Raw genomic sequence first — 19,452 nt, forward strand, 5'->3', positions numbered from 1 at the left:
TATGATCATCTCAGTAAGGAGAAGAGAACTATGTGTGATATGGATAATGTTTTAAAAGATATATATTCTTCTGATATTATTTTAAATCAAGATGAAGAAATGATGCTGGAACAGATACATATTCGTTATTTTGATTTAATGGATCAATTTCATGAACGTATTATAAATAGAAAATTAATACTGAGTGAAGAAGAAGTTGAAGAATTAGAAAACTGTGTGAATGAATTTGTTTATGAGTATGGATTTATACAGTTTAAACGAGGTGTTCATTTAGCTGTAGCTATTATACATGGATAATATTATGTATATAAAACTGTTTGTTTTTATAACTTTGTTTTATTTTGAATATCATTGAAAAATGGTAAGAAAAGAATCAAATGTACAACATTATCATATATTAAATTTTTGTAAAAAAAAGGAAATGAATCATTAATTTTCATTTCCTATTTTTATTTTTTTATAAACTTTTTGATATAAAAGAAAAGCAATGAATGAGGCAATCAGCTCTGATAAAGGAAATGTTAACCAGATACCAGTTACGCCAACAAGTGGTAAAAGAATAAGGGATAATGGGATAATGATGATAAATTGTCTTGTGAGTGTAATGATTAAAGAAATAGGTCCTTTTCCTAATGATTCAAAAACTCCAGACATAACAATGGCAAATGTAGAACAGATAAAACTTAATGATAAAATACGTAATCCAGTTATTCCAACCATAAGCATATCTTGATTGGCATTAAACATTTGAAGAATTTGAGCTGGGAAAATAAAGAATAGACATGTACCAAATAATAGAATAGTTCCAATAGTAAGAGTTGCCATTTTTAATGTCTGATCCATACGATTTCTTTGATGAGCTCCATAATTATAACTCATAATTGGACGCATTCCTTGTACAACTCCTGTTGTTGGCATATTAACGAATGTTTGCAGTTTATAATAGATACCAAAGAATGCAACGGCAGTTTGAGACACAGGAGCAAGGATACCATTTAATGCTGAAACTAAAACAGAAGGTAAACACATCATAACTCCAGATGGAATAGCTATTGAATATAAGTTTTTAAATGTATGCCAATCAATACGAAAATGACGGAATGAAATATGGATATGTGAATTATAGCGTAAGAATAAATATATTGATAAAAAGCAGGCACTAAATTGTCCAATAATAGTTGCTAGAGCTGCACCACTTACACCTAAAGCAGGTAATCCAAAATATCCAAAGATAAGTATTGGATCTAAAATAATATTAACAATTGCTCCAACCATTTGCATAATCATGGGAATGATCATATTTCCACAAGCCTGAAACATTTTTTCGATGGCTAAGTGAATAAATGTTGAAAATGTAAAAGTAATAACAATAAAACCGTATTCGATTCCATATTGTATGACATCCTGATTTTGAGTAAAAAGAGTTAAAAAAGGTTCTATAAGGAATAATCCAATTCCAACAAAAAGAATGGAATGTAAAAGTGTCATAACAATGCCTTGAGTAGCGACAAATGATGCTTCTTTATCATTATGTGCACCTAAATGTCTTGCGATAATGGCGTTTAAAGCAATACCTACACCACAAGAAAATGCTAATGATAAGTTTTGTAAGGGGTAGATTAACGAAACAGCTGTTAAAGCTTCTTCGCCAAGCTGTGCCACAAAAATACTATCAACTATATTGTATAATGATTGAATAAGCATTGAAATCATTGGCGGAAAGGCCATAGACATCAAAAGGGGAAAAATAGGTTTATAAGCCATTGGATTTCTTTTTTCCATAATTTGAGATTCTCCTTTCGTAAAAAAAGCTATAGAATTTTCTATTTGTTAATCAGAAATAGAGAAATCTATAGCTTTACAGCACTCCATATTTTATAGAAAAAATAAAAAATGTCAAATATTTTTTTGTTGAAAATGAATATATTTTAAGATAGAATAATATCGAAATATGAAACAAAGCCAACTATAAAAATATCTATGAAAGGGGACATGAAGATGTTTTTATATGTATGGTTTTTTATTTTGGGTGCTGTTATAGGAAGTTTTTTTCAAGTGTGTAAAGATCGATTGCCACTTGGTTTGGATATTGTAAAAGGAAGAAGTTTTTGTTTTGATTGTTTGCATCCTTTACAATGGTTTGATTTAATACCTATTGTCAGTTATGTGATGTTAAAAGGAAGATGTCGATATTGTCATCACCGCATTTCACTTTTTTATCCTATCTTTGAAATGATGAGTGGTTTTTTGCTTGTCTTACTTGTCTATTATGAATCTCAAATGATAAAGGCTATTCTTCTTTTTTTATTGATAATGGATTTTATAACCATTTCATTAATAGATAGACAATGGCAAATTATACCTGATGAAATGATTATTTTAGAAATATTTATTGTATTAGGATTAATGCCTTATAGTGATGTTTCATTGTGGGAACGTTTGATAGGTATATTGATTATAAGTATGCCATTATTATTACTCAATTTTTGGATTCCAGATAGTTTTGGTGGCGGGGATATCAAATTATTGATGGTTAATGGCTTTATGTTAGGATATATAAAGATTATACTTGCTTTTACGATAGCGGTTTTATTGGGTGGAATCTATGCATCATATTTACTTTTTTATAAAAAAACACATCGCCATCATCATATCGCATTTGCTGGTTTTCTTTGTGTGGGAATTCTTATTTCTTTGTTTTTTGGAGAATATATTTTATATTTTTACAGCTATTTGTTTATTTAATTAACAAAAAAATAGATATTATTTATTTTTTATCTAAAAATATTGACAATTTAATAAAGGTGTGATAATTTGATATAAACAAACCAATGAGTAGGAGATAAAACTTGAAAATGTACTTAAAGAGAGTCCAGGATGGTGGAAGCTGGATAGTGGCAGTTAAGTAAATGGACCTATGAGGGCAAAGGGGAAAGGTAACGAGTATCCTGCGACGTGAGCTTACGTTACAAAGCAAAAATGTGTTGGCATTTTAATGAGGTGGGTTATTTTTATAACCAATAAAGGTGGTACCGCAGATTATAACATCTGTCCTTTGATGGACAGGTGTTTTTTGTTTATATGCCAATAAGAAAGGAGCTTTCTTATGAAAATGAAACGATGGTGTCTTATTTTCTAGTTAAACATGAATAAAATACAATATAAAGGAGATAAGACTATGAAAAAAATTTTAAAAAACGTATTAATAGGAATATGTATATTATCAATGACAATGGGTTGTCAAGGTGATAACTCAACTGTGAAAAAAGTTGCTGTTGTTCAATATATGGAACACACATCATTAAATACAATTAAGGATGCTTTTGATAAGCAAATGGAGGAGTTAGGTTATCAAGATAATCAAAATATTGAATATATTTTTAAAAATGCACAAGGGGATAATAGTATTGCAGCTAGTATTACACAAACATTTGCATCAGAAAATCCTGATGTCGTTGTTGCGATAGCAACTCCTGTTGCTCAGTCAGTTGCATCGCTTTCTTCAACAACACCTGTTGTTTTTGCAGCAGTGAGTGATCCAATTGGAGCTAAACTGACAACTTCTTTAGAAAAACCAGATAAAAATATAACAGGAACCAGTGATGAGATTCAAGTAGATTTGATTCTTGATAAAGCCCTTGAAATAAATCCGAATTTAAAAACTTTAGGAGTTATTTACAACAAAGGAGAAGCTAATTCAGTAACAAATATTCAAAAAGCTAAAAATTATGCACAAAAGCATGGTTTTGAAATTAAAGAAGCAACTATTACAAATGTTAATGAAGTTCAAAGTGCAATTGATGTTCTTGCAACTCAATGTGATGCTGTTTTTGCTCCTAATGACAATACAATTGCCAGTGCTATGAACGTTGTCAGTCATTCATGTATTCAGTCACAAGTTCCACTTTATGTAGGAGCAGATTCTATGGTACAGGATGGTGGATTTTTAAGTGTAGGGATTGATTATGAAGAATTGGGAAGGGAAACTGCCAATATGGTTGATCAAATTCTTAATGGGGCAAATGTAAGTGATATTCCTGTTAAGGTTTTTAAGGATGATTTAAAGATTTATGTGAATCAGGATGTCATGACACAAATTGATGTTGAATTACCTGAAAACATCATTCAAGATTCTTCATTGGTTATGATGTAGAGGGGTGGTCATGTTATGAATATGATAGTTATTATTGGAGCATTAGAACTTGGTGGTATATTTGCGATTATGTCTTTAGGATTATATTTGAGCTATAAGATTTTAAACTTACCTGATTTAACAGTTGATGGAAGCTTTACATTGGGTTGTGCAGTTAGTGCTGTTTTGACACTTTCTGGGCATCCTTACTTGGCATTATGTGCAGCTTTTATTGCAGGAATGCTGGCTGGTCTTGTGACTGGGTTTTTAACAACAAAGTTGAAAATTGCATCTTTACTTGCAGGGATTTTAACTATGACTGGACTTTATTCTATAAATTTAAAAATTATGAATGATTCACCTAATTTGTCATTGTTCGGTTCTACAACCATATTTACACCATTGACCAATTTCGAACCATATTCACAGTTTTTATTGATTATCATGTTTGTAGCTGTTATTTTTGGAGTTCTTTATTATTTTTTAAAAACACAGCTTGGTTTAGCGCTGCGCGCATGCGGCGATAACGAAGATATGGTTAAAGCTTCATCTATAAATGCTGACTTGATGAAAATTTTAGGTTTATCTTTATCCAATGGACTTGTGGCTTTGTCTGGAGCTATATATGCTCAGCATCAATCCTTTGCGGATAGTCAAAGTGGCACAGGAATGATGGTCATTGGTTTAGCAAGTATTATTATTGGAATGGCATTTATAAAAAAAGATCAGATTCATTATCAATTATTAGCAGTTACGATAGGTGCATTTATATATCGTGGAATTCTCACTTTAGCCTTACAAATGGGGATTCCATCAACAGATTTAAAACTGTTGTCTGCTTTATTAGTTGTATTGGCTTTGATTTTGACAAAATTAAAAGTAAGGAGGAAAAAAGTATGTTAGAATTACAGGACATATCGGTTGTTTTTCATCCTGATACAATTCATGAAAAGAAAGCTTTATCACATGTCAATTTACAAATTCAACAAGGGGATTTTGTAACAATTATTGGTAGTAATGGAGCTGGAAAGTCAACATTGTTTCAAACAATAAGTGGAGCGATTCTTCCAGCTCAGGGTCATATTTATTTGAATCATCAAGATATTACAAATTTAAAAGAATACAAACGTTCACGCTTCATCGGTAGACTTTTTCAAAATCCTTTAAAAGGAACAGCACCTACTATGACTATTGAAGAAAATTTAGCATTAGCTGGTTGTCAGGGACATTACTTCAAATTAAAACCAGTTTCTCACTTACAACGCCAACAAATGAAGGAAGCATTGAAAGAGCTGGGATTAGGATTAGAAAAACGTATGGATACAAAGGTTGGTGTTCTTTCTGGAGGACAACGTCAGGCATTGTCTTTATTAATGGCAACATATGCAAAACCACAGCTTTTACTATTAGATGAGCACACTGCTGCTCTTGATCCACAAACTGCAAAGACAGTCTTAGATTTAACAGCGAATATTGTCAGAAAAAATCAGATGACAACATTAATGATTACTCATAATATGGAAGATGCTATTCAATATGGACAAAAAATCATTATTATGAGTGAAGGGCGAATTCTTGATTTCATTGATGAAAAACGCAAACAAAATTTAACGGTGGAAGACTTGATTCATCTTTATACTCAACATACTCATGATTATACTGATCATATCTTATTACAATAAAAAGTAAGTCAAATGGATAAAATATAAAAAAGGCTGTTTTGAGTAACAGTCTTTTTGTATTATAAGTAATATTGTTGAAAATAGTGTAGACGAATTAAATCACAAATTGTCATAATTTGATAATTAAAATTAATACTATCAAATTTACCAGGAACATAAATAACTTTACAATTTGGTGAAGTTTCTGTTCTCAGATATTTTTTATTTTGGGTAATTAAAATCTGCTGGGCTTTATCAATATGTACATCAGCTTTTGATTTTTTAAATCCTTCTAAGTATCGACCTGTTGCACTAATAACAATGGCCACATCATGTTCATCCATAACAATAGGATCATAACTATGATATTGAATAAAAGGTTTACCAAATGTAATCATATCAGTTTGTAGTTCAATAGCAATAGATATTGGATATAAAGCACCAAATACAACAATTCTTTTGGCACGATAAAGCTTTTGACAAATATCACTTATGATTTTTTGCATTTCATCATCACTACAGTCTTTATCCATTTTTTCAATGAATTCACGACTATCAACACCAATCATTCTGACACGAATTTGATTAAGACGTGTCTGATGATGATTGACTAAGGTTTCCTTAAATTCTTCATATTCTTTAAAGCCTAGTAAGGCAATAAAAGAATATAATTCTTCTTTTTTAAAACATCCTTTTTTTAAAAATTCTTCTTCACTCATATCTTCCATTTCAAGGTAATGAAAAATAATGAATGTACAAATTTTATAATTATAATCATGAAAAAGGGTTCCATTTAAATAGGTTAAAATACGGCTCAATAATATATTCATAAGATACCTCCCTATTTAACATTATATCATGTTTAAATAGAAATAGATAAAGATTTTGCTTTTTTGAAAAAAATGATATAATCAATAAAATAAAGGAGATAACAAAATGCGTATAATGAAAATAGATATATCACAGATAGAATTTAACTATCAAAAATATCCTCAAACACTTTATCAATCAGTTTTAAGAATTGGTTTTTCATTTCCTATTTCTGTCAATCAGGAAAATCAACATTACATTTGTGTGGATGGACATAAACGTTTATCAGCTTTAGCTGATATTTTAAAGGACAATCCACAGTATTCACGTGGCACATTGGTACCTGTTATTATTAAAAATAATGGAAATGTACGTTCCAATGATTGCTGGAGAGGAAGAAATACCCATTAAAAAATATTTATATCTTATCTTAATGAAAAACCAATTGGGCAATGTGAAAGAATGTAAAACATTGATCAAAAAAGGTTATGTGATGATTAATGATCAATGTGTGAAAGATCCACATTACCTTGTTTGTAAAGAGGATAAAATTAGAGTTCAAGGTAAAGTGATTGAGGCAATGCCATTTGTTTATTATATGATCAATAAACCAGTGGGATATATATGTGCTGCGCATGACCAGAAATATCCTTGTCTATTAGAATTAATAGATCGAGATGATTGTTATTGTGTTGGACGTCTGGATAAAGATACAACAGGTTTTGTGTTATTAACTAATGATAAATCTTTATCTAAAAAGCTTCTATTGCCACAGAATCATGTAGAAAAAACATATGAAGTGCAGACAAAATTGCCAATAACGGAAAACTATGTTGAGGCTTTTCAAAAAGGAATGATGATTGATAGGACATATCAATGTTTACCAGCAGAGCTAGAAATAAAAGATGATTATCATTGCCTCGTTACAATATGTGAAGGAAGATATCATCAAATCAAAAAAATGTTTTTATCGATGTCTAATGAAGTTGTTAGTTTAAAACGAATAGCATTTGCGCATATTGTTTTAGATGAACAATTGAAATATGGACAATATCGTCAACTTAATGAAGATGAAATGAAATTATTGCAGAATGCTTTGGCATAGACATCTGATAGGGAAGTTGATATAATTGTGACAAGATTGGAGGAAAATAGAATGTCAGTATTAGATACAAATATACTTATATATCGTTATTTTGAAGAAATTTCACAAATTCCGCATGGTTCATACCATGAAGAAAAATTGGCGGATTATATTGAAGATTTAGCTAAACAACATCATCTTCGTTATATGCGTGATGACATGCATAATTTGATTGTGTTTAAAGAAGCCAGTCAAGGTTATGAAGATCATGAACCAGTCATGTTGCAGGCACATATAGATATGGTTAATGAAAAGAATAAAGAAAGTCAGCATAATTTTGATACTGATCCATTAAAGCTTTATGTGGAAGATGGTTTTTTACATGCCAATGAGACAACTTTAGGAGCTGATGATGGTTGTGGTGTATGTTATATGTTGGCATTGTTGACAGATAACAGTTTATCTCATCCAGCATTGGAATGTGTCTTTACTGTTCAAGAAGAAGTTGGACTATGTGGAGCAATGGCTTTAGATACAACATCACTTAAAGCTAAACGTTTAATTAATTTAGATAATGAAGCAGAAGGGGAAACTTGTGTGTCATCATCAGGAGGAAATGATGTTTTGATTACCAAAGAAATCACGGGTGAAGATAATCATTCTCCAGTTTATGTTTTGGAAGTGAAAGGTTTAAAAGGAGGACATTCTGGTGGATGTATTCATTTAGGTAGAGGAAATGCTAATAAGATTGCGGGACGCATTTTATATCATTTATTGAAAAATGGGATGGATATTCGTTTGATTGATATTACAGGAGGATTAAAAAACAATGCAATTCCTAGAGAGTGTACAGTTGCTTTTGCAAGTCAGCAATCTTATGAAGAATTAGCACAATATATTGGAAAGTATGAAACAGATATTCGAAAGGAATTAGAAATCAGTGATCCTGAATTTTATGTGGAATTGCATTGTGATGAATGTCATGTCTGTGTGAATGCAAAAGATAGTGAAGCTATGATTTCAATTATGTATTTAGGTTTGAATGGAATGCTGGAAATGTCACAGGCAATTGAACATCTACCAACTTTATCATTGAATATGGGGGTCATACGTACACATGATAATAGCTTTACAATTGATTATTCATTACGTTCACCTTTAAAAAGTTTACGTAATGAGTTATGTCTACAACTGGAAACAATTGCTTTATTATATGGAGCTTCTATTCAGGTATCTAATGATTATCCGGGTTGGGATTATGATCCTCATTCACGCTTTAGAGCACAGTTTAAAGAATTTTATCAAACCTATGCCAATCAGACATTAAAAGAAGAGGCAACACATGGTGGATTAGAAACGGGTATTTTTAAACAAAAAATTCCTGATTTAGATATTATAACTTATGGACCACATATGGAAAATGTTCATACACCTGATGAAAAATTAGATTTGGCTTCTTATTTAAGATGTTATGATTGTTTAGTTGCCTTTTTAGCAACTTTATAGAGGAATTTTATGGATTGTTCAATCAAAAAACAATGTGGTAGCTGTCAGTATATTGGAATGGATTATCAAAAACAGTTGCTTATAAAAAAAGAAAAGTGTCAAAAACTATTTCCTCATCATTTCGTTCATGATGTTGCTGGAATGGAAAAACCATATTATTATCGTAATAAAGTCATTGTCGCTTTTAATCAAAAATATGAATATGGTTTATATGAAGAAACATCTCATCGCATTGTACCAATGAAATCATGTTTGTTGCATGATGATGAAACACATCAAGTTTTATCAACCATACAGAAGATTCTCAAAAAATATCGTGTATCCATATATGATGAAAAGAAAAATAGAGGATTTTTAAGACATGTTTTAATACGTAGGGCAGTCATAACGAATCAGACACTCGTTGTTCTGGTTGGAACAGATCATGTCATGAAGGGAAGTAAAAATTTTTGTCAGGAATTAATAAAATCCTGCCCATCTGTTCAATCGGTTGTTTTAAATACAAATCGTAGACAAACAAGTGTAGTTTTATCTAAACAAGAAAAAGTGCTATATGGAAAAGGATTTATTGTTGATCAATTATGTGGCTTAACATTTAAAATATCAGCACAATCATTTTACCAGATTAATCATGAACAGTGTACAGTTCTTTATCATCGCATTTTATCGTTATTGAATTTACATCAGGATGATACCATTTTAGATACTTATTGTGGTATTGGAACGATTGGAATGTTTTTGGCTCAATATGTTCAAACTGTTATTGGGGTGGAAATCAACAAAGAAGCTTATAAAGATGCTATTAACAATGCAAAAATGAATCATATTTCAAATATTCATTTTGTTAATGGGGATGCTTCTGAGTTTATGCATCAATTGGCTATTCAAAAACAAAAAGTGGATTGTGTTGTTATGGATCCACCACGTGCTGGGAGTACAAAAACTTTTATTGAAGCAATTCGTACTTTACAGCCTAGACAGGTTGTCTATGTATCATGTGATCCAACAACGCAGGCACGTGATTTGAAAATGTTTGCTAAAATTGGCTATCAAAGTCATGATGTTTATCCAGTTGATATGTTTCCACATACTGAGCATATTGAAAGTGTCGTACTTTTGAGTCGAGATCTATAGAAAAAGATTGATGAAAATAATTATTTTTATCAAAAAGCATATACAAAAGAGTATATTTCATATATAGTAATACAAGTAGACAATCAATCAGGAGGGTTAATAATGATTGAAATAATAAAAGCGATAATGTTCGGTATTGTAGAAGGTGTGACAGAATGGCTTCCTATCAGCAGTACAGGACATATGATTTTACTTGATGAATTTATTAAATTGGATGTAAGTCCGGAATTTTATAGTTTGTTTCAGGTTGTCATTCAGTTAGGTGCAATTATGGCTGTTGTTATTTTGTTTTGGAATGATTTTTTTCCTTTTGGAAAAAAAGACAATCCATATCCATTAGCTAAAGATGGTCTATTATCTTATGTAAAAGTTGATAAGGTTGTCTTATGGATTAAAATATTAGTAGCCTGTATTCCAGCAGCAGTCGTTGGGGTACTCTTTGATGAACAACTAGAAGCAATGTTCTATAATTATCAGACAGTATCTATAGCATTGATTGTTTTTGGGATTGCGTTTATTGTGATTGAAAATAGAAATGCGCATCAACATAGTCGCATCCATTCATTACGAAATATTACAATTCAGACAGCTTTACTGATTGGTGTATTTCAGCTGATTGCAGCGATTTTCCCTGGAACATCACGTTCAGGTGCAACGATTGTAGGAGCTTTATTATTAGGCGTATCTAGAACCGTTGCAGCTGAGTTTACATTCTTTTTAGCGATTCCAGTTATGTTTGGAGCTTCACTATTAAAGATTGTTAAATTTGGTCTGTCTTTTACAATGCAGGAAGCAACAATTCTTATTGTTGGTATGGTTGTCGCCTTTGTTGTTTCTGTATTTGTTATTAAGTTTTTAATGAGTTATATTAAAAAACATGACTTTAAAGTTTTTGGATGGTATCGTATTGTTTTAGGTATCATAGTTCTTGTATATTTTATGTTTTTAGGATAACACGATTTCTGTCGTGTTTTTCTTTATATGGAGGAAATATGAAGTATCAGTTAGTGCATTCATGTGATGAAGAACTTTATCAGTTTTATTTGCGTCAAAGAACGTATTTTTCATTGGATGTTCAAGAAATAACTTATGATTATATCAATCAGGATATGTTAGGTCCTGAAGGATTTGATGAAAGAAATCATTTTCACTATAAAGTATATGAACATCAAACAATGATTGCTTATATAGATTATATGCTTGGCTATCGTTTTTCTATGAAACATGATCAGTCGTATTTATGGATTGGCTTGTTTCTAGTAGAAGAAAGCTTATGGCATCATCATTATGGTCAAAGAATTATTCAAAGATTATGTCAGAATTATTCTCAATATACGATACAGCTAGCTTGTTTATCTCAAAATAAAAACGGAAAGGCTTTTTGGCAAGCTATGGGCTTTAAAGAAATAGCTCGTTCATATTGGGGTCATGAAGAAGTTATAATATTTGAAAAACAGTCTGTGGAGGTATTATGAGTTTTATTGATTTTGAAAAAGAATATATGAATACAAAAAAAGAGAGTCAATATATTCATCGTTATTGCAATATGTTTGCTGTGTTGAGGCTTGTCTTTTTTTGCGCGATGATTGTATTGTTGCTATTGGGATATTATTGGCAAAACATTGGCTATGTTTTAGCAGGAATTTTCTTTATTGGATTTATAGGCATGGTTATCATTCATAATCGTTATAAAAAACAAGATCTTTATATCCAATCCCTTTTGAAAACATATAAGCATCATATAGATAGAAAAGAGGGGAAATGGAAAGAATTCGAAGAGAATGGAGAGGCTTTTTTAAGTGATCAGGACTATAAAAGCCTTGATTTGGATGTTTTAGGTCAAAATTCATTATATCAGATGATTTGTGTAGCATTTACCCAACAAGGGAAAAAGCAATTAGTAGATTATCTGATTCAGGATAGTAGCTATGATCAAATGATGGAACGTCAAAAAGCAGTTAAAGAATTGGCAGATATGCCAGAATTTGTTGTTCGATTAGAAACATTAGGTTCAATGATTCCAGAACAAAAAAAGAATGGCATTGAAAAATGGATGGCATATATTCAAAATCAGTCCATTCCAACATTATCACGATTTTTATTTATTATACCTTTGATTATCTGCTGTAGTTTGATTTGTGTCTGTTTTGGATGGGGCACACCATATAGCCAAGCCATATTGGAAGTAGGAGTCGTTTTACAATTGTGTTTTACGTTTTTAAAATATCGTTATCATCAGGAAATGTTTGAACCAATTGCATACTTATCCACAGGTTTGGAAAGTTATGCACAGAGCTATGCACAAATTGTGAACAACTCATTTTCTTCATCTTATCTAAAATCATTACAATCAAATATAATGCATCAAGAAGATGCTATAAAGGCTATTTTACAACTTTCGCGTATAAGTCAAAAGGTTATCTATCGTCAAAATATTTTTGCTTTTCTATTTTTAAATGGTTTAGGATTATTTGATTATTATATTCAATATCAATATGCCAAGTGGCTCAAGCAATATAGTCATGCTGTTCCAAAATGGTTTGAAAGTTTAGCGCATATAGAAGCATTAATGAGCTTGGCAATTTTAAAAGTGGATCAGTTTGATGTTGTCTTGCCCGATATTCAGAAACAGAAAACATTATCATTCCATGATTTGCGTCATCCTTTAATTGATCCTTATCATGTTGTTGGAAATGATTTTGAAATGCAGGAATCTTTATGTGTGATTACAGGTTCTAACATGTCTGGAAAAACAACATTTATGCGAACTATTGCTTTAAATTTAATTTTAGCATATGCCGGGGGATTTGTTTTTGCTAAAAATATGAGCTGTTTTCCAATGCATATTATGACCTCTATGCGTGTGAAAGATAATGTGGAAGAAGGTATTTCTACTTTTTATGGAGAACTTTTACGTATTAAGGAAATGATTGAATATTCTCATAAGAAACAACCAATGATTTGTTTTATTGATGAGATTTTTAAAGGAACAAACTCTTTGGATCGTATTGCTGGAGCAAAAGTAACGATTGAAAAGTTATCCTTACCTTATGCTTATACCTTTTTAACAACGCATGATTTAGAACTAGGTCAGCTAAAAAAACAGAATTATCATTTTGATGAATACTATGAAGATGAACACATATATTTTGATTATAAAATCAAAAAAGGCATATCAAAATCAAGCAATGGGCAATTTTTATTAAAACAGGTTGGTATTCTTGATTGATAGGGGGTTAATGGAAATGAAAGAAAAAACAATGAAAGATATGTTTAAATTAACTTTTGGCGAAGAGGTTGGAAATGCTGTCAGTCATGGTGTGATGGCTTTACTATGTTTATTATCCTTGCCTTTTGTAGCTGTATATTCATATATTAAAGGTGGAGTTGTTCGTAGTGTAGGTGTTTCTATTTTTGTTATTTGTTTATTTTTAATGTTTTTGATTTCAACAATATATCATAGTATGGCTTATGATTCTAAACAGAAATATGTCTTTAGAAAATTAGATCATATCTGCATCTATTTAGCGATTGCTGGAAGTTATACACCCGTAGCTTTATGTGTCGTTCAAGGCTGGGTAGGTATTTTAATTTTAGTTATTCAATGGTCTGCAGTTTTAGCTGGAATTTTATTGAAAGCTATTGCGAAACGATCTTTTCCCGTTTTATCTACGACTATTTATTTAGTCATGGGATGGATAGCCATTATCTTTATTCCATTTCTTATTCATTCTTCTTTCTGGTTTTTGTTTTTTATTGTTATGGGTGGAATCATGTATTCCGTAGGTGTTTTCTTCTATACTAAGCATAAAAAATATTTTCATTTTGTCTGGCATTTATTCATTAATTGCGCAAGTATTTTACATTTCATAGCAATTGTTTTTCTCATGTAATAAAAACCCCAGGACAGAGCTTTGGCTTGTCTTTGGGGTTATTTTTCTTCATCTGTTTCATAAAAAGTATCAAGTATTCTTTCGGCAATCATTTTATATTGATTACTTAAAGAACAGATTAATAATAAAATGAAAACAAGTTGGTAAGAGTTATCTAAATCTATGTGTTGATTTTTAATTAAGTTTTGAATAGAAACTGTCACATCATGAGATAACTCTTTTTGTATGTTTAAATAATTATTATAAATGGGTTCAATTTCTTCCATATGATCATGGAAAGGTTGTAAAATCTTTTTGATTTCCTGGATAGAAATAGTATTTTTTAGTGAATAAATAAGTAACATTTGTAAAATATGATTTTTTGTATATTTCTTTCCTTTGATAGGTTTTAATAATCCTTCTTTAGAATAATTATTAATCATCGTTTTGGTTAAAAGCTTATCATCATCATGTCGCTTATTATCAGCAAGATTAATATCAAATAAAGTCATAATTTGATCCATATACAAATCAAGAGAAGGTATATCTTCCGATTTTAAATGACTCATGTTTTCAATCTGATCTAAAATCATATCTAATTTTTCATTGTTCATAAACTCACCTCATAAATAACTATACATGAATTTATACAAAATAACAATATCTCGTTGACAAATGATTAAAATAAAATATAATAGATGTATAAAGTAGTATTAAATACTACATATAAAGGAGTTGATATTGTGAGAAAGTTGTTTCAGAAAGCTATGGATCCTATTAGCAGTGAAACTCATTTTATAGGGGCATGCTTATCTTTCATTGGTTTATTGATTATGATTTTTATTGGAATACAGAAAGATACGTCACCGGCTGTTTTATGTGCTGGAATCATTTTTGGCATATCATTGATTGCTTTATATAGTGCCAGTTCAATTTATCATTTTTTTAGTGGCAGTCAAAGAATAAAAACGATTTTAAGAAAATTAGACCATTCAATGATCTATGTATTAATAGTTGGAACTTATACTCCAGTTGTTATTGCATGTATGCCTGCGCCTCATTCATATTATTTTCTTGCTGTTTTGTGGAGTGTTGCTATTATTGGAATTATTTTAAAAATCTGTTGGTTAAATGCACCTCGTGCAGTTGCAACAGCTATTTATTTGATTTTAGGATGGTCTATCTTATTTGATTTTCAATCATTTAGAGGTATTCCTTTACCTTGTTTGTTCTTAATTGCCTGTGGTGGTATTGCATATTCTATTGGTGCTTTTATTTATATTTTTAAAAAACCTAATTTAACGAAAGATTTTGGCTTTCATGAACTTTTCCATATATTTGTCATTATGGGTTCAGTATTTCATTATCTGGCAATTGTTATTTTTATTTTATAAAAAGCATATCTATGCTTTTTTTCTTTGCTTTATATGTCATTTTTGCTTATAATAGGAACTGGTGATAAAAGAATGAAAAAATTAAAATTAACATATCAGACTATGATATTATATGTTTTGACCTTTTTGGTCATTGTTATTGGAGATCAGGTGACAAAAATCATTGTTGATCATACATTATCTCTAGGAGGTAGTTATTCCATTATAGATAATTTCTTTTATTTTACATATACACATAATACAGGGGCAGCCTGGGGAATGTTGGCAGGTAAAATAAATCTATTCGTGATTGTATGGATAGTTGCTGCGATTGGAATTGTTTATTATTTTATCAAATCTGAACCCTATCAAAAATTGACACGTTTTGGATTGGTACTTGTTTTTGGGGGATCAATTGGCAATTTAATTGATCGTATTGCCTTTGGATATGTAAGAGATTTTATTGATTTTATTATTTTTGGATATAATTTTCCTATTTTTAATGTTGCTGATATGGCGATTACTATTGGTATGGCGTTAGTCATCTTAGAAATATGTATAGAGGAGTATAAAGCATGGAAACTATCAAAATCACAGTAGATGAAGAACATAAAGGTCAAAGGCTGGATAAATTGTTGTCTGGTTATTTGAAAGATATGTCAAGAACACAGATTCAACAATTAATTCGTCAACAAAATGTGACTGTGAATGATGTCATTGTTAAATCAAGTTATAAAGCCGAAATAGGAGATATTTGTTGTGTATCTATTCCTGACCCAGAAAATACAGATATATTACCAGAGAATATTCCACTTGATATTGTTTATGAAGATCAGGATGTCATTGTGGTCAACAAACCAAGTGGTATGATTGTTCATCCATCAGCAGGTATTTATTCAGGAACTCTTGTGAATGCTTTATTATATCATTGTCAAGATTTATCAGGTATTAATGGCGTGATGCGACCAGGTATTGTTCATCGTATTGATAAGGAAACAAGTGGTTTATTAATGGTTGCAAAAAATGATTTGGCACATCAAAGTTTAAGTGAGCAGTTACAGGAGCATACAGTTACAAGACGTTACTATGCATTAGTTCATGGTTTGATTCCTCATGAGTTTGGACGAATTGACGCACCTATTGGACGTGATCCTCGTGATCGACAGAAAATGACTTGTACTGATAAAAATGCCAAGGAAGCAATCACAAATTTTAAAGTGATTGAACGTTTTCGTGATATGAGTTTGGTTGAATGTCGTTTAGAAACTGGACGTACACATCAAATTCGTGTTCATATGCAATATATTGGACATCCTGTATATGGTGATCCACAATATGGACTTAGACGTGATGATACAAGTCATGGTCAATATTTACATGCTAAAATTTTAGGATTTATTCATCCGCGAACACATGAAGAATTATATTTTGAAAGTGAGTTACCAGATTTCTTTTTAAATAAACTTTCACAATTAAGAGAAGAAATGGGGGAATAAAAATGTCTAAAGTGATTAGTTGGGATCAGTATTTTATGGGAATTGCAAAATTATCAGCATATCGTTCAAAAGATCCTAATACACAAGTGGGGGCTTGTATTGTGAGTCCTGAAAATAAAATCGTAGGTGTTGGATATAATGGATTGCCTTGGGGATGTGAGGATACGGAATTTCCTTGGAACAGTCGAGAAGGGGATATGTATGATACAAAATATCCATATGTTGTTCATGCTGAGTTGAATGCAATTTTAAATAGTATTCAAAATCTCAAGGGATGTCGTATCTATGTATCATTATTTCCTTGTCATGAATGTGTGAAAGCTATTATTCAAAGTGGTATTCAAAAGATTATTTACGAAGATGATAAATATAATGATACACCTAGTGATCGTGCTGCAAAGCGTATGCTGGATGCTGCAGGTGTTGCTTATCAAAAAATGCAACGCTTCGATATAGAGATTAAAGATTAATAAAAAAGCTGAGTTATATTGTTTTTAATCATTCCAATATAGCTCAGTTTTTATATTTTATAAACTTATTCAAAATTGGTTTTATCAAATATCAAAAGGTAATAATAAAAAAGAATGGTTCATTTCCATTCTTACTGTTCTTTCAATAATGCCTTAACACGTTTTGTGTTTGTAAAATTGAGTTTGACAACTTTTGTTAAAATATTTTCGCCATATTTAGCAGCAATCTTTGCAGCAACAACATCAACTTGAGAACTTGATCCACGGATTAAATTCATTTTTAAACTCTTTGTCATATTTGCAAAATACTGTAAATATGCATATCTTGATAAAATTTCAGCAGCTAATACAGCCATGTATTTTTGTTCGGCATCTGAAACAAACATTAAATCTTTTACAACAATAACTTCATTTTTCAGATAATTAAAATATGTTTTTGGAGAAACAAATTGATTGATCACTTTTACCTTTACATTTTGTTTGACTTTCTGCATAACATTCACAGTTGCCTGATTGTAGAGTTTTGATTTAATATTAGCTTGATTAAAACCATCACTTACCATTTTATTATAATGTGAGTTATCTAAAATTAATAAACTATAAATAAGCTTGTCTTTAATGAGCTTTGCACATTGAATAATTTCACGATTACTTAAAGTTGTTATATCATCAATTTTGAGCTCTTTTAATAACTCAATATCTTTTTCCTGTACATAACATGATACAACACAAATTGGACCTAAATAATCAGTAGAACCTGTTTCAGCACATCCAATATGATGATACGGAAAAATATCTTCAATGTTCGTTGTCATATTAGCTAATTGTTTCGCTATTTTCTTAGACCAATGTTTGGCTTCCTGAAAAGCATTAGCACCCGAAAACTCAACTGTATGATTATCTTTAGCGATAATATCGCAACCAATAGCATGTGCTTTAAATATAAGGTTTGTGTCATCAACTGGAACCATTTGACTATCATAATATTTTTTCATTTTCTCCAATGTAATTTGTTCAACTTTTAAAATAATTGGTTCCACGTTAATCACCTCATTATTATTTTAACATAATTTTGTTAATTTTGACAGAACATTTTTCAAATGTTATAATATCGGCGTTTATAAGGAGGGTTTTTCTTGGATTTTTTTTCAATAGACATCATTTGTGTCATATTTTTAGTGATAACTGCGATTATTGGGTATAAAAAAGGATTCATTATTCAGCTTTATGATATTGTATCTTTTTTGTTCGTTTTATTGTTAGTCTATTTTTTAAGTGATCCATTATCATCAATATGGACAATTTATCAATATGACAGTCATGATTTTATTGCTTCACTAATAGGTTCTACAATTAATCGTATAGTCGTTGGTTTCATCCTATTTATTGTTTTCATGATCATAAAAAAAATCATAGGAGTTTTGGTAAAACCACTATTAAAAGGTATTATGCATACTTTTTCTTTAACTGCTTTTGCAGATCGTTTATTAGGTTTATGTTGTCATGTGGTTGAAGGAATATTGATTATTTATATCTGTCTGGTTTTTCTTTTCATTCCATTTGTAGCTAATGGAAAAGAAGTGATTCAAAATTCCTATATCGCAAATGCCATTGTCGATATGATTCCCGATGTCACTCAAACCGTTATGAATATGAGTGATCTTATGCAAGATAATAATAGTCTGGATACTTATTCAAAAGAATTTATCACTGAATTTACATTGAATGCCATGAATGCTCATTTTATCAATGAACAAGATGCACTTCAATTATTTGAAGATTATGTATTTCATCAAAATCAGACCATTCAGTTGAATCCTTCACAAATTCAGCAGTTAACACAATTATTAGAAGATTCAAACTATTCAACACAACAGATTCAAGACGTTCTATCTCAAATAAAGGGGTGATAAA

22 protein-coding genes and 1 other annotated feature are annotated in these 19,452 nt (G+C 30.6%); of the genes, 18 read left to right on the forward strand and 4 right to left on the reverse strand.

The genetic code is table 11. The features are described 5' to 3' along the window. Window positions 1-30: 30 nt before the first annotated feature. Window positions 31-297, forward strand: coding sequence for a hypothetical protein (locus tag B5G32_RS06750; protein WP_087245866.1), 267 nt, complete (start codon window positions 31-33; stop codon window positions 295-297). Window positions 298-429: 132 nt separating this feature from the next. Here B5G32_RS06750 and B5G32_RS06755 read toward each other — a convergent pair whose 3' ends face one another. Further along, window positions 430-1,782 (reverse strand): MATE family efflux transporter, encoded by a 1,353-nt coding sequence (locus B5G32_RS06755; RefSeq protein ID WP_087245864.1) that lies wholly within the window; start codon window positions 1,780-1,782, stop codon window positions 430-432. A 216-nt stretch (window positions 1,783-1,998) separates the two neighbouring features. Here B5G32_RS06755 and B5G32_RS06760 point away from each other — a divergent pair, with 216 nt between their 5' ends. The 4 genes from B5G32_RS06760 (at window position 1,999) to B5G32_RS06775 (ending at window position 5,814) form a co-directional block, all read left to right on the forward strand. Then, window positions 1,999-2,745, forward strand: coding sequence for a prepilin peptidase (locus B5G32_RS06760; RefSeq protein WP_158093987.1), 747 nt, complete (start codon window positions 1,999-2,001; stop codon window positions 2,743-2,745). Window positions 2,746-2,822: 77 nt separating this feature from the next. Continuing rightward, window positions 2,823-3,059, forward strand: a binding site (T-box leader). 119 nt (window positions 3,060-3,178) lie between these two features. After that, window positions 3,179-4,153: an ABC transporter substrate-binding protein gene (locus tag B5G32_RS06765; RefSeq protein ID WP_087936232.1), complete on the forward strand. Its 975-nt coding sequence runs from the start codon at window positions 3,179-3,181 to the stop codon at window positions 4,151-4,153. 15 nt (window positions 4,154-4,168) lie between these two features. Continuing rightward, window positions 4,169-5,035: an ABC transporter permease gene (locus B5G32_RS06770; protein ID WP_087936233.1), complete on the forward strand. Its 867-nt coding sequence runs from the start codon at window positions 4,169-4,171 to the stop codon at window positions 5,033-5,035. Beyond that, window positions 5,029-5,814 carry an ABC transporter ATP-binding protein gene (locus tag B5G32_RS06775; RefSeq protein ID WP_087936234.1) on the forward strand — a complete coding sequence of 262 codons (786 nt, stop codon included), beginning with the start codon at window positions 5,029-5,031 and terminating at the stop codon, window positions 5,812-5,814. The genes B5G32_RS06770 and B5G32_RS06775 overlap by 7 nt, the downstream gene beginning before the upstream one ends. Window positions 5,815-5,873: 59 nt before the next feature. Here B5G32_RS06775 and B5G32_RS06780 read toward each other — a convergent pair whose 3' ends face one another. Continuing rightward, entirely contained in the window at window positions 5,874-6,623 is a 750-nt protein-coding gene (locus B5G32_RS06780; RefSeq protein ID WP_087244940.1) for a MurR/RpiR family transcriptional regulator, read from the reverse strand. Window positions 6,624-6,729: 106 nt separating this feature from the next. Here B5G32_RS06780 and B5G32_RS06785 point away from each other — a divergent pair, with 106 nt between their 5' ends. The 8 genes from B5G32_RS06785 (at window position 6,730) to trhA (B5G32_RS06820) (ending at window position 14,220) form a co-directional block, all read left to right on the forward strand. Next, window positions 6,730-7,014 carry a ParB N-terminal domain-containing protein gene (locus tag B5G32_RS06785; protein WP_087244941.1) on the forward strand — a complete coding sequence of 95 codons (285 nt, stop codon included), beginning with the start codon at window positions 6,730-6,732 and terminating at the stop codon, window positions 7,012-7,014. Continuing rightward, window positions 6,983-7,708 carry a 16S rRNA pseudouridine(516) synthase gene (locus B5G32_RS06790; RefSeq protein WP_239386219.1) on the forward strand — a complete coding sequence of 242 codons (726 nt, stop codon included), beginning with the start codon at window positions 6,983-6,985 and terminating at the stop codon, window positions 7,706-7,708. The genes B5G32_RS06785 and B5G32_RS06790 overlap by 32 nt, the downstream gene beginning before the upstream one ends. A gap of 51 nt (window positions 7,709-7,759) precedes the next feature. Beyond that, window positions 7,760-9,193: a beta-Ala-His dipeptidase gene (gene pepD, locus B5G32_RS06795; RefSeq protein WP_087936235.1), complete on the forward strand. Its 1,434-nt coding sequence runs from the start codon at window positions 7,760-7,762 to the stop codon at window positions 9,191-9,193. Between the two features lie 9 nt (window positions 9,194-9,202). Beyond that, on the forward strand, window positions 9,203-10,327 hold the full coding sequence (gene rlmD, locus B5G32_RS06800; protein ID WP_087936236.1) for a 23S rRNA (uracil(1939)-C(5))-methyltransferase RlmD: 1,125 nt from the start codon (window positions 9,203-9,205) through the stop codon (window positions 10,325-10,327). A gap of 102 nt (window positions 10,328-10,429) precedes the next feature. Further along, window positions 10,430-11,281: an undecaprenyl-diphosphate phosphatase gene (locus B5G32_RS06805; RefSeq protein WP_087936237.1), complete on the forward strand. Its 852-nt coding sequence runs from the start codon at window positions 10,430-10,432 to the stop codon at window positions 11,279-11,281. 38 nt (window positions 11,282-11,319) lie between these two features. Next, window positions 11,320-11,802, forward strand: coding sequence for a GNAT family N-acetyltransferase (locus tag B5G32_RS06810; protein WP_087936238.1), 483 nt, complete (start codon window positions 11,320-11,322; stop codon window positions 11,800-11,802). After that, window positions 11,799-13,556, forward strand: a complete 1,758-nt coding sequence (locus tag B5G32_RS06815; protein ID WP_087936239.1) for a MutS-related protein — start codon at window positions 11,799-11,801, stop codon at window positions 13,554-13,556. Before B5G32_RS06810 ends, B5G32_RS06815 begins: the two co-directional genes overlap by 4 nt. 16 nt (window positions 13,557-13,572) lie before the next feature. Beyond that, window positions 13,573-14,220, forward strand: coding sequence for a PAQR family membrane homeostasis protein TrhA (trhA, locus tag B5G32_RS06820; RefSeq protein WP_087936246.1), 648 nt, complete (start codon window positions 13,573-13,575; stop codon window positions 14,218-14,220). Window positions 14,221-14,258: 38 nt separating this feature from the next. Here trhA (B5G32_RS06820) and B5G32_RS06825 read toward each other — a convergent pair whose 3' ends face one another. Further along, window positions 14,259-14,813, reverse strand: coding sequence for a DUF1836 domain-containing protein (locus B5G32_RS06825; protein ID WP_087303814.1), 555 nt, complete (start codon window positions 14,811-14,813; stop codon window positions 14,259-14,261). A gap of 129 nt (window positions 14,814-14,942) precedes the next feature. Between B5G32_RS06825 and trhA (B5G32_RS06830) the strand changes: the two genes are divergently transcribed. The 4 genes from trhA (B5G32_RS06830) to B5G32_RS06845 all read left to right on the forward strand — a co-directional run bounded on the left by trhA (B5G32_RS06830) (window position 14,943) and on the right by B5G32_RS06845 (window position 17,538). Next, on the forward strand, window positions 14,943-15,593 hold the full coding sequence (gene trhA / locus B5G32_RS06830; protein WP_087298179.1) for a PAQR family membrane homeostasis protein TrhA: 651 nt from the start codon (window positions 14,943-14,945) through the stop codon (window positions 15,591-15,593). 72 nt (window positions 15,594-15,665) lie between these two features. Further along, window positions 15,666-16,172, forward strand: coding sequence for a signal peptidase II (gene lspA, locus B5G32_RS06835; RefSeq protein WP_087244963.1), 507 nt, complete (start codon window positions 15,666-15,668; stop codon window positions 16,170-16,172). After that, window positions 16,148-17,068: an RluA family pseudouridine synthase gene (locus tag B5G32_RS06840; RefSeq protein ID WP_087936240.1), complete on the forward strand. Its 921-nt coding sequence runs from the start codon at window positions 16,148-16,150 to the stop codon at window positions 17,066-17,068. The genes lspA and B5G32_RS06840 overlap by 25 nt, the downstream gene beginning before the upstream one ends. Window positions 17,069-17,070: 2 nt before the next feature. Further along, the gene (locus tag B5G32_RS06845) at window positions 17,071-17,538 is read left to right on the forward strand and encodes a deoxycytidylate deaminase (RefSeq protein WP_087244965.1); all 468 of its coding nucleotides are present in this window, start codon (window positions 17,071-17,073) and stop codon (window positions 17,536-17,538) included. 131 nt (window positions 17,539-17,669) lie between these two features. Here B5G32_RS06845 and rnhC read toward each other — a convergent pair whose 3' ends face one another. Further along, window positions 17,670-18,578 (reverse strand): ribonuclease HIII, encoded by a 909-nt coding sequence (rnhC, locus tag B5G32_RS06850; RefSeq protein WP_087244966.1) that lies wholly within the window; start codon window positions 18,576-18,578, stop codon window positions 17,670-17,672. A 96-nt stretch (window positions 18,579-18,674) separates the two neighbouring features. Between rnhC and B5G32_RS06855 the strand changes: the two genes are divergently transcribed. Continuing rightward, window positions 18,675-19,448, forward strand: coding sequence for a CvpA family protein (locus B5G32_RS06855; RefSeq protein ID WP_087936241.1), 774 nt, complete (start codon window positions 18,675-18,677; stop codon window positions 19,446-19,448). Window positions 19,449-19,452: the final 4 nt, after the last annotated feature.

Source organism: Massilimicrobiota sp. An80, assembly GCF_002159255.1.
In the GTDB taxonomy this organism is placed as follows: Bacteria; Bacillota_I; Bacilli_A; order Erysipelotrichales; family Coprobacillaceae; genus Allocoprobacillus; species Allocoprobacillus merdigallinarum.